General features: G+C 63.7%; 9 protein-coding genes. 6 read left to right on the top strand and 3 right to left on the bottom strand.

The annotated features are described in order from the left end of the window. The 5 genes from DUPY_RS02220 to DUPY_RS02200 form a co-directional block, all read left to right on the top strand. Positions 1 to 491: methyl-accepting chemotaxis protein (locus DUPY_RS02220; protein WP_229255212.1), on the top strand; the 491-nt coding region annotated here is incomplete at its 5' end. Between the two features lie 83 nt (positions 492 to 574). Next, positions 575 to 955, top strand: a complete 381-nt coding sequence (locus DUPY_RS02215; protein WP_070246067.1) for a DUF2946 family protein — start codon at positions 575 to 577, stop codon at positions 953 to 955. Positions 956 to 1011: 56 nt separating this feature from the next. Then, the gene (locus DUPY_RS02210) at positions 1012 to 1635 is read left to right on the top strand and encodes an SCO family protein (RefSeq protein ID WP_070246066.1); all 624 of its coding nucleotides are present in this window, start codon (positions 1012 to 1014) and stop codon (positions 1633 to 1635) included. Next, a complete protein-coding gene (locus tag DUPY_RS02205) occupies positions 1632 to 2084 on the top strand; it encodes a copper chaperone PCu(A)C (protein ID WP_070246065.1) in 453 nt (150 codons plus the stop codon). Before DUPY_RS02210 ends, DUPY_RS02205 begins: the two co-directional genes overlap by 4 nt. A gap of 249 nt (positions 2085 to 2333) precedes the next feature. Further along, the gene (locus DUPY_RS02200) at positions 2334 to 3671 is read left to right on the top strand and encodes an MFS transporter (protein ID WP_070246064.1); all 1338 of its coding nucleotides are present in this window, start codon (positions 2334 to 2336) and stop codon (positions 3669 to 3671) included. Positions 3672 to 3745: 74 nt separating this feature from the next. Here the strand turns inward: DUPY_RS02200 and DUPY_RS02195 are convergent, their stop codons facing one another. Both DUPY_RS02195 and DUPY_RS02185 read right to left on the bottom strand, forming a co-directional pair. Then, positions 3746 to 4105 carry an addiction module antidote protein gene (locus DUPY_RS02195; RefSeq protein WP_084640502.1) on the bottom strand — a complete coding sequence of 120 codons (360 nt, stop codon included), beginning with the start codon at positions 4103 to 4105 and terminating at the stop codon, positions 3746 to 3748. Positions 4106 to 5037: 932 nt separating this feature from the next. Further along, positions 5038 to 7149: a TonB-dependent siderophore receptor gene (locus DUPY_RS02185; protein WP_070246062.1), complete on the bottom strand. Its 2112-nt coding sequence runs from the start codon at positions 7147 to 7149 to the stop codon at positions 5038 to 5040. Positions 7150 to 7388: 239 nt separating this feature from the next. On the opposite strand from DUPY_RS02185, the gene DUPY_RS02180 reads away from it, so the two are divergent. Next, a complete protein-coding gene (locus tag DUPY_RS02180) occupies positions 7389 to 9869 on the top strand; it encodes a glycosyl hydrolase 115 family protein (protein WP_070246061.1) in 2481 nt (826 codons plus the stop codon). On the opposite strand, the gene DUPY_RS02175 is transcribed toward DUPY_RS02180, so the two are convergent. Continuing rightward, positions 9870 to 10703: an alpha/beta fold hydrolase gene (locus tag DUPY_RS02175; RefSeq protein ID WP_070246068.1), complete on the bottom strand. Its 834-nt coding sequence runs from the start codon at positions 10701 to 10703 to the stop codon at positions 9870 to 9872. Positions 10704 to 10729: the final 26 nt, after the last annotated feature.

The following is a 10729-nucleotide window of genomic DNA, read 5'->3' as shown; positions in this document are numbered from 1 at the left end:
GGGATATCCTGGCGCTGAACGCGGCAGTGGAAGCGGCCCGAGCCGGCGAACAGGGCCGTGGTTTCGCGGTGGTCGCCACCGAAGTGCGCAACCTGGCGCAGCGCTCGGCCACGGCAGCGAAGGAAATCAAGGAATTGATCGACGATTCGGTCAGCAAGGTGGACATCGGCAGCCGCCAGGTGGCCGAGGCGGGCAGCACCATCCAGGAAGTGGTGGAGAGCGTGCGCCGCGTGACCGACATCATGGCCGAGATCAGCAGCGCCAGCGACGAGCAGCGCACCGGCATCGGCCAGGTGCACGACGCCATCCATCAAATGGACGAAGTGACCCAGCAAAACGCTGCGCTGGTGGAGCAAGCGGCCGCCGCCGCCGCCGCGCTGCAGGACCAGGCGCACGACCTGGTGGAAGTGGTGCGCATCTTCAACCTCGGCAGCGATGGCGGTGCGGCCAGAGCACCAGTCCATAGCCAGTCGCGCCTGGCCTTGAAGTAAGCAGCATCGCTCCGGCCAAAGCCGCCTCCGCGCCAGCGGTGGCGGCTTTTTTTTACCTGGCTCTTTTACCTTATAATCGTGCGATGCACCCGTTTCTTTCCCAGCGTCGCCACATCAGCGTGATCCTCTGTTTTTCGATCATGCTCAATCTGCTGTGGCCAGCACTGGGCCAGGCAACGGTGGCGCCGGGCCTGGACGCCATCGGCGCCGAGATCTGCAGCGCCCGCGGCACTGTCTACAGCAGCCCCGCCAGCCAGCACCAGCCACCAGGGCCAACTGCCGGCCACCACCTGAAACACTGCGCGCTGTGCGCCAGCCTGGCCGCTGCGCCGCCGCCGGCGCCGTTTACCTTGCGCACGGCCCTCACCGCCACCGCGCCCGGCCCGGCAGCCGGCTACACGGCGCCTACGCCGCATCGCAGCTGGCCCGACGCCCGGCCGCGCGCCCCGCCCTCGCTCGCCTGACGCCTGCCCTTGCGCCGGTGCCAGCACCGGCGCCATCCAGACACTACAGGAGTTTTATGCGACGACGTTCCTTCCTCTCGGCTGCGGCGGCAATGCCGCTGGCCGGATTTACGCTGGCGGCCCACGCGCGCGGATACACCGCGATCGACCTCGCCGGCGCCGCCATCGGCCCCGATTACCTGCTGTCCTACCCGGACGGCAAGCCGGCCACGCTGCGCGATTTTCGCGGCAAGCTGGTGCTGCTGTTCTTCGGCTTTACCCAGTGCCCGGACGTGTGCCCGACCGCCCTGTCGCGAGCGGTGGAAATCAAGCGTCTGCTGGGCGCCGACGGCAACAAAGTGCAAATCGTGTTTGCCACCATCGACCCCGAGCGCGACACCGGCCCGCTGCTGCGCGACTACATGGCGGCGTTCGACCCGACCTTCATCGCCGTGCGCGGCACCGCCGAGCAAACTGCCAAGACAGCGAAGGACTTCAAGATCATGTATCGAAAAGTGCCGAGCGGCGAGTCGTACACCATGGACCACACGGCGATTACCTATGTGTTCGACGCCAACGGCAAGATCCGCCTCGGCCTCAAGCACGACCAGACCGCCCGGCAGTGCGCCGACGACCTGCGCCAACTGATCAACCCGAAAAAATCCGGCTTCTCCGAATTCTTACAAGGACTGTTCCAATGAAAACCATGATTTCCCTGATGTTGGGCGCCACCATCCTGGCCGCTGCCCCCGCCTGGTCGCAAGTGACCGTCGATCAGCCGTGGGTGCGCGGCACCGTGGCCGCGCAAAAAGTCACCGGCGCGTTCATGACCTTGACCTCCGCCAAGGGCAGCCGCCTGGTGGCGGTCAGCTCGCCGGTGGCCGGGGCGGTGGAAGTGCACGAAATGAAAATGGTGGACGACGTCATGCGCATGCGCCAGGTGCCGGCGCTGGAGCTGCCAGCCGGCAAGCCGGTAGCGCTGACGCCGGGCGGCTACCACCTGATGCTATTCCAGCTCAAGCAGCAGCTCAAGGACGGTGACAAGGTGCCGCTGGTGCTGGAAGTGGAAGACGCCGCCAAGGTGCGCACCACCGTCAAGGTCGACGCCATCGTCAAACCGTTGAACGCCGCCGCCCACGCCGGCCACTAAGTTTTCCCTGGCCGGCCGTCGCAGGGCGACGACCGGCTCCTTCCGTAGCGCCCCCCTCCACGCCATGTTCTTACGTTATCGTACAACCTAGATAGCGCAGGTAAAACGTTTAACCTCTTGATTCGTAAGGTTTAAGTAAGTCTTCAGACAAATTAATATAACAGGTATGACTATTTTACATATCCAGTTGTATGATGTCTGATATGTGCGCTATGATCCTTCGCATATCGATAAGAAGGAGATCCACGCATGGCAACGCAGCAACAAAAAGCAACGCGGGTACGCTGGCTGATATTGGCCATCCTGTTCGCCATTACCACCATCAATTACGCCGACCGCTCCACCATCGGCATCGCCGGGCCCGAACTTACGCGTGTGCTCGGCTTGACGCCGGTGCAAATGGGTTATGTGTTCTCGGCCTTCTCGTGGTCGTACGTGGTGGCGCAGTTGCCCGGCGGCTGGATGCTCGACCGCTTCGGCACCAAGATCGTCTATTTCTTCAGTATTTTCCTGTGGTCCGTGTTCACCATGCTGATGGGCACCGTGGGCTTCCTGACCGGCGCCGCCGCGCTCACCACGCTGTTCTGCCTGCGCTTGGCGATTGGCGCGGCCGAAGCCCCCTCCTTCCCCGGCAACAGCCGCCTGGCCTCGTCGTGGTTCCCGACTGCTGAACGCGGCACGGCCGCCGCCATCTTCAACTCGGCGCAGTATTTCGCCACGGTGTTGTTCGGCCCGCTGATGGGCTGGCTGGTCCACGCGCACGGCTGGGAAAGCGTGTTCTACGTGATGGGCGGACTGGGCGTGGTGATGTCGTTCTTCTGGCTCAAGCTGGTGTATGGTCCGAAAGACCATCCGAACATCAACAAGGCCGAACTCGACTATATTTCCGCCGGCGGCGCGCTGGTCGACCTGGAGACCAAGGACAAGAACGCTCCCAGCGCCAAGATCGATACCTGGTCGGCCATCCGCCAGCTGCTGGGCAGCCGCATGCTGCTGGGCGTGTACATCGCGCAGTACAGCATCAACACGCTGACCTATTTCTTCCTGACATGGTTCCCGATCTACCTGGTCAAGGAACGTCATATGACAATCCTGAAGGTAGGCTTCGTGGCGGCGCTGCCGGCGCTGGCTGGTTTCCTCGGCGGCGTCCTCGGCGGCGTGATCTCCGATCGCCTGATCAAGCGCGGCTATTCCCAGTCGAAGGCGCGCAAGATCCCCATCGTTGGCGGCATGCTGCTGGCCATGACCATGATTATCTGTAACTACGTCGATGCGGACTGGCTGATCGTGACCGTGATGGCGCTGGCCTTCTTCGGCAAGGGCATCGGCGCGCTGGGCTGGGCGGTGGTGGCAGACACGTCGCCGAAAGAAGCAGGCGGCCTGAGCGGCGCACTGTTCAACAGCTTCGGCAACACCGCCGGCATCACGACGCCGATCGTGATCGGCTACATTCTGGAAGCGACCGGCTCGTTCGCCGGCGCCCTGGTGTTCGTCGGCGCCAACGCCGCCGTGGCCATCCTGTGCTACGTGTTCATGGTGGGCGAGATCAAGCGCTTCGAGTTCAAGACGCCGGTTACCCGCGCCTGAACCAGCTCATCGTGCAAAACAGCAGGCGGCCGCCGGAGCGATCTGGCGGCCGCTTGTCAGACTGCGCTCGGCTATCAGGCGGCCAGGGCCTGGCCTGTGCCCTCTGCACCGATGGCGACCACGCGCACTTCGAGACCGAGGCCCGCGAGCAGGCTGCGTATGGTGTCCCATTGCGGTTTGCTCGCGGGCCGCAGGGCTTTATAGACGCCCTCGCGGGTGAGGCCCGATTGCTCGGCAATCTTGGCAACGCCCTTCGCTTGCAGGACGTTCTTGATCGCTTGCTTCATCAGGTCGGCGTTACCGGCTGAAATCACATCGTTGATGTAGGCTGCGACTGCCTCGGGGCTGGTGAGAACATCGACGACATTGAAATCGGTCAGTCCGTCGATACCATCGAGGCTGTCGAGCAGGTATTGCTTGTCATCGGCGGTCATGGCCTGTTCTCAAATGTTAAACCGCGTGACGATCAAGTGGTGTAATTGACGTTATCTCAACGTTGGATGATGCACAATTACTTAGCCGTATCGAACCGGTGTGGATTCAGCCCGACATCACAGATATCTGACCCACGCCATGCTGGTGCGACGCTCGAACGCACCGAACGCCTTGCACGGCCAGGCCAGCCCAGCACCACCAGGCCCACACCCAGGGTCAGCAGCAGGAACACCAGCGATGGCGGGTGCTTGGCCAGGTTGAGGAACGACATCACGGTGCGCAGCGCCGTCTCGCCCGGGGTCCAGTCCAGTGTTTCGCCGTAGTGGAAACACGCCGGCCCAGGCCACGCTCACCACCAGCACTTCGGACACGACCAGGAACCGGCCACGCTTGAGCAGCAAGCCGGTGGCAGAGCGCGGCCCTGCCGAGGGGTGTCCCTATGTCCTTCGTCAAGCGGTATCGAACGTAAGCTCCGAGCTTCGGGGTCAGTGCCTAATGCCGCTAAGTTAAGCTCAGCGTACCCGTCGTACCCGCGAAGGCGGGTACCCAAGTTCTACGAAATTCGTCGAAATGCCCGCCAAATTGGGTCCCCGCCTGCGCGGGGACGACGTTTCGATGCTAAAAAAATTAAAACTTCAGCTTAACTTAACGGCATTAGGGTCAGTGCCGACATTCGGACATTATTGAACTTAACCGCACGGTATTGGTCGTTGTAGTGATCGGTTCGTGTCTAAATGTCGGCACTGACCCCGAAGGTGGGCACTGACCCCGAAGGGGGGGCAGACAGTCACGCCGACAGGGCGGTAAGAACACGAACAGGAACGCGCAAAAATGCGCGGCAGAGCGGCTGAAGAACAGCGCCGGCTCGGTCTGCGCCGCGTCCATCGGATCGGTGACCTGCCAGCGCAGGAAAAACCTTCATCACCACCCGTTAAAATTTATATTGCGCTTTCAAGGTCACGCGGCGCTCGTCGCCGGGCGCCACCCAGGTTTGCTGGTAGGCGCTCGGATAGTAGACCTTGTTGAACAGGTTGTCGATGTCGAGCGAGAGGCGCAGCTGGCGCGTGGCGTCGAAGGACGACACCAGCTTGGCCGTGGTGTACGCCGGCAGGGTGAAACTGCGGCTGATCGCGACGTCGCCGTTGCGCTCGCCCACGTAGTTGAACCCGCCACCGAACGAGGCGCGCTTGCCCAGCACGTTCAATTCGCGCACCAGCAGCAGGTTGGCGCTTTGCTTGGGCACATTGGCCACCGTGCCGCCGACCGCCAGCACGTTGTCGCGCAAGATCTTGGCGTCGGTGTAGGCGTATGAGAACGACAGCTGCAACTTGCGCGCGACCTCGCCCGCCACGTCCAGTTCCACGCCCTTGCTGCCCACTTCACCGGCGGCGAGCGAGAAATTGGTATCGGCCGGGTTGACGGTCAACACGTTTTCCTTCTTGATCGAGTACACGGCCAGGGTGCTGCTGAGCTTTCCGTCAGGCGTGTCGAACTTGACACCGGCCTCGTAGGCGCGGCTGCTCTCGGCCGGGAATGACTCATTGGAAATGCTGATGCCGCTGTTGGGACGGAACGACTTGGCGGCCGATACGTACAGCGACACCTGCCTGGTTGGCTGGTACACCAGGCCGGCGCGCGGGCTGGTCGCTTCGATGCGCTGTTCATTGACGCGGCCGGCCAGCAGCGCGTTCGTGATGCGCTGGCGATAGGCGTCGCGGCGGACGCCTAGCAGTGCCTTCCACTGCGCATTCAAATCGATCTGGTCCTGCACGTACATGCCGGTGGACCACTGCTGCTCGCGGGTATCGAGCGAGCGCGCCAGGTTGGTCGGTTGCGGGCCGCCATACACCGGGTTGAATATGTCGATGCTGTACGGCGCCGCCGCGCTCGGATTACGTCGCAGTTGCAGGCGGTCGTCGACGAAACGGTAGCCATCGACACCGAACAGCACGTTGTGGCGCACCGCACCGGTACTGAGTTTGCCCAGCAGTTCCACGCGGCCGGACCAGTCCTGACCGGAAAAATCGCGGAAACGGCGCTGGCGCCACAGGGTACGGCCGTCCGATTGCAATACCGAGGCCTCGCTGGAAAAACCTTTCATCTGGCTGCTGCGGTACGACAGGCCGCTTTGCAGCGACCAGCCTTCCTGGAAGTCGTGCTGCACAAACACCTGGTGGCCGGTGGACTTGATGGTGGTGGGACCATCGGCCGGGTCGCCGAGGAAACGCGAATTCGGTATCAGCCCCAGCACGCCTTTCACGGCCACCACGCCACGGTCGAAATTGCCCTTCTGCTCGACTTGCTCGAGCTCGTACGACAGCGTAGTGGCGTCGGAAAGTCGCCAGATCACCGACGGCGACAGCAAATGGCGCTCGCTGGTGACGAAATCGCGGAAGCTGTCGCCTTTTTCGTACGAGCCGTTCAGGCGATACGCCACGTTCTCGCTCAGCGGGCCGGTCAGGTCCACCGCCGTGCGGTAAGTATCATGGCTGCCGACCGATTGCTCGAGCATGTAGGCCGGCTGGAACAGCGGCTTCTTGGTGGCGATATTGATGATGCCGCCGGGTTCACCACGGCCATACAGCGCGGCGGCCGGGCCCTTGAGGATTTCGATACTGCCCACGTTGGCGATATCGCGCAGGCCATTGTAACCACGGCTGGAGCTGAAGCCGTTGACCAGGAAGTCGGAGCCGTAGTTGGGGTCGCCCGTGAAGCCGCGCACCGAGTAGCTGTCCCACACGCCGCCGAAGTTGTTCTGGCGGGCGATGCTACTGCCCATGTCGAGCGCATCGGCCAGGCGGGTGACGCCGGCGTCGCCCAGCATGTCGGCGGTGAGCACGCGGGCCGATTGCGGCAAGTCTTTCAGGTCGGTCTCGGTCTTGGTGGCGCCGGTGGCCGACAGGCTCCGATACGGCTGGCGCGCGGCCACCACGTTGACCACCTCGGTGACTTCGGTGGCATCGGCAGCAGGGGCCGCGACGGCAAACCAAGGATAGGCGGCAGCCAGGCAAACCGCCAGCCGCGAAGGACGAACTACAGACATGAATGCTCCAGGGATTAAACGCAACAGACTTGCATTCTACATGGAACGCAACTAAATTGCATTAAGGATATTGCGCAGAAAATTCCGACGCGGGTCTATTTAATCATTCAACTGAGCACTTCGGTAAAACATACGAACGGCAATTTCGCTTCTTGTACTATCTGCCATCGCCATTGACCTTGCAGGAACCGCATGAGCACTCCTACCATGATCGCAGCACAAGGAACGGGGTCGCTGACATGACGCTGCGCTTCGGGCACCTGGCCTGGCCCCTGGCGCTGCTGGCCGCCCTGCCTGCCAGCGCAATCACGCTGTACGACGGCAAGCAGGTCGCCACCGTGGTCCACGAAGATAACGCCACCGCCGCCCTCGCCGCCCGCCTGCTGGCCCGCGACCTGCAAGCGGTCAGCGGCATGGCGCCGAAGGTTACCACCAGCCTGGCCGACTGCGGCCCTGTGTGCATCGTCCTGGGCCGCCACGATGCGCCGCAGGTGGCCTCGGTTGCAGCCGCTGCCCAGCTGTCGCTCGGCGAGTTACCCGGCCAGTGGGAACGCTACCGGCGCGCGGTGGTGCCAGCCGGCGCCACCACCTACCTGCTGATCGCCGGCTCGGACGCGCGCGGCGCCACCTGGGGCGTGGTCGATCTCACGCGCGAACTCGGCGTCTCGAGCTGGGAATGGTGGGCCGATGTGGCGCCACGCCGGCAAGCGAACATCACGGTCGATGACCGCACTGTGCTCTCGAAGCCGCCATCGGTCAAATACCGCGGCATCTTCCTCAACGACGAGGACTGGGGCCTGCAACCGTGGGCCGCCAAGACCTACGACAAGCAAGCGCAGGATATCGGCCCGGCCGCCTACGCCCGCATCTACGAACTGCTGTGGCGCCTGAAAGCCAACACCATCTGGCCGGCCATGCACGACAGCACCAAGCCGTTTTACCAGATCGCCGGCAACCCGCAAACGGCGCGCGACTACGCCATCGTGGTCGGCACCTCGCACGCGGAACCGATGATGCGCAACAATGTGCGCGAGTGGCGCCAGCAGCAAGACGGCGAGTTCAATTACTTCACCAACCGCGACCGCATGCTCGCTTACTGGCAACGCCGCGTCGATGAAGTGAAGGACGACGAAAACATCTACAGCCTGGGCGTGCGCGGCGTGCACGATTCGCCGATGGAAGGCGCCAGGTCCACCGAACAGGCGCGCGACGCCGTGGCCGAAGTGATAGGACTGCAACGCCGGATGCTGGCCAGGTCCACCGGCAAGCCGGTGGGCGAAATCCCGCAGGCGCTCACGCTGTACAAGGAAGTGCTGGACCTGTACCAGGCCGGCCTGCAGGTACCTGGCAACGCCACCATCGTCTGGCCCGACGACAACTACGGCTACCTGGCGCAGCTGAGCACGGCGCAGGAGCGCACGCGCGCAGGCGGCGCCGGCATCTATTACCACCTGTCGTACTGGGGCCGCCCGCACGACTACCTGTGGCTGGGCAGCACCCGCCCGGCGCTGGTGCGCGAACAGCTCGACCGCGCCTGGCAGACCGGCGCGCGCACCATGTGGATCGCCAATGTCGGCGACATCAAGCCGCTCGAATACCTGACCCAGTATTTCCTCGACATCGCCTTCGACCACACGCAGATCGCCCAGACTCCGGACCAGCACCTGCGCGCCTGGTTGGCGGCGCAATTTGGCGCCAACCATGCCGAGGCCCTGGCCGCACTCAAGCGCGAATATTACGACCTGGCCTGGGAACGCCGGCCCGAATTCATGGGTTTTGGCCAGACCGAACCAACCACGCCCAACGGCGTCAACGCCTACCTGCGCACCGGCGGCGACGAAGCCCGCCGCCGCCTGGCCCGCTACGACGCCCTCGTCAAGCAAACCGAACAGCTGGGCGCCGCGCTGCCAGCCGACCGCCAGGACGCGTACTTCGAACTGGTGCTGTACCCGGTGCGCGCCAGCGCCAATTTGAACGCGCGTATTCTCAAGCTCGAGCTCGCCGCTGCGATGGCGCGCCAGAGCCAGACCGGCGCCCGGCAGCAGGTGGAGCAAGCCAAGGCCGCACACGCGGCCTTGGTGGCCGACACCGCGCACTACAATGCGCTGGCCGGCGGCAAGTGGAACCACATGATGGACCTGGCGCCGCGCCGGCTGCCGGTGTTCCAGGCACCGGTGTTTCCGGATTATCCGGAGCCAGTCAAGGCGATCGCCATACCGGCCAGCAAAGTGGCGGTGATATCGCTGGCGGCCGCAGCGGCCGGCGAGAATGCATCGTGGGAAGTGGTGCCGGGACTGGGCAGCAACGGTGACGCCTTGCGCAGCCGGCTCGAGTTGGCGTCTGCCACGACAGTGGACGCTGCCGCAACGGTCCCGCTGGTCTACCGCTTCGAACACAAAAGTGCCGGTGGCGCGAAGATCAGGCTGGTGGCGGTGCCCGTGCATCGGTTGACGTCCGCCAACGGCCTGCGCATCGGCGTGCGCATCGACGACGGCGCCTGGGAAGTGCTGGACTTCCGCACGTTTGGACGCAGCGATGAATGGAAACAGAATGTGCTGAGCAATACGGCGGTGCGCACCGTCACGCGGCCACAATTGGCCGCAGGTGCGCACCGTATCGAGGTGATGGCGCTGGACCCGGGCTTCATCCTGGACCGCATCGACATCCTCGCCGACGGCGCCCCCGACCACTACGGCGCACCGCCAACGTCGGGCAGGTAATTACGACTTGAAGAACTTCAGCAGGTCGGCGTTGATCACGTCGGCATGCGTGGTTGGCATGCCGTGCGGGAAGCCCGGATACGAAATCAGCTTGCCGTTCTTGACCAGCTTGACCGACTTGGCGCCGCTGTTGGCAAACGGTACGATCTGGTCGTCTTCACCGTGCAGTACCAGCACCGGCATGTCCATCGCGCGCAGGTCTTCGGTAAAGTCCACCTGGGCGAACTGGAACACGCAATCGTAGGCCGCTTTGACGCCGCCCATCATGCCCTGGCGCCACCAGTTGTTGCGCACCGCTTCCGACACTTTTGCGCCGGGACGGTTGAAGCCGTAGAACGGCAGCGTCAGGTCCATGTAGAACTGCGGACGGTTGAAGGCGGTACCCTTGCGGATATCGTCGAACACCGACAGCGGCACGCCGTCCGGGTTGGTGGCGGACTTGACCATGATCGGAGGCACCGAGCTGATCAGAACTGCCTTGGTGACCAGGCCCTTGCCGTGCTGGCGCGTGTAGCGGGCGACTTCGCCGCCGCCGGTGGAGTGGCCGACGTGGATGGCTTTTTTCACTTTCAGCGCCGCGACCAGCTCGGCGGTATCCGCGCTGTAGGTGTCCATGTCGTTGCCCTTGTCGGTCTGGGTGGAACGGCCATGGCCGCGACGGTCATGGGCGATCACGCGGTAGCCGTTTTGCAGGAAGAACATCATCTGCGCATCCCAGTCGTCGGCGGTCAACGGCCAGCCGTGGTGGAACCAGATCACCTGGCCGTCGCGCGGACCCCAGTCCTTGTAGAAGATCTGCGAACCGTCCTTGACGGTGACAAAGCCGCTGTCCATGGTGGTACCACGGCCGGCCGGCGCGG

Origin of the sequence: Duganella phyllosphaerae (assembly GCF_001758785.1) — a bacterium.
Lineage (GTDB): Bacteria > Pseudomonadota > Gammaproteobacteria > Burkholderiales > Burkholderiaceae_D > Rugamonas > Rugamonas phyllosphaerae.
Note: the sequence above shows the minus strand (reverse complement) of the source record. Positions and strands in the feature narration are given on the sequence as shown.

Excerpts from the sequence above, each read along its gene's own strand:
- DUPY_RS02215 (WP_070246067.1), top strand. The coding sequence starts at position 575 with ATGCACCCGTTTCTTTCCCAGCGTCGCCACATCAGCGTGATCCTCTGT.
- DUPY_RS02175 (WP_070246068.1), bottom strand. The coding sequence starts at position 10,703 with ATGGACAGCGGCTTTGTCACCGTCAAGGACGGTTCGCAGATCTTCTAC.
- DUPY_RS02200 (WP_070246064.1), top strand. The coding sequence starts at position 2,334 with ATGGCAACGCAGCAACAAAAAGCAACGCGGGTACGCTGGCTGATATTG.
- DUPY_RS02210 (WP_070246066.1), top strand. The coding sequence starts at position 1,012 with ATGCGACGACGTTCCTTCCTCTCGGCTGCGGCGGCAATGCCGCTGGCC.
- DUPY_RS02180 (WP_070246061.1), top strand. The coding sequence starts at position 7,389 with ATGACGCTGCGCTTCGGGCACCTGGCCTGGCCCCTGGCGCTGCTGGCC.
- DUPY_RS02185 (WP_070246062.1), bottom strand. The coding sequence starts at position 7,149 with ATGTCTGTAGTTCGTCCTTCGCGGCTGGCGGTTTGCCTGGCTGCCGCC.
- DUPY_RS02195 (WP_084640502.1), bottom strand. The coding sequence starts at position 4,105 with ATGACCGCCGATGACAAGCAATACCTGCTCGACAGCCTCGATGGTATC.
- DUPY_RS02205 (WP_070246065.1), top strand. The coding sequence starts at position 1,632 with ATGAAAACCATGATTTCCCTGATGTTGGGCGCCACCATCCTGGCCGCT.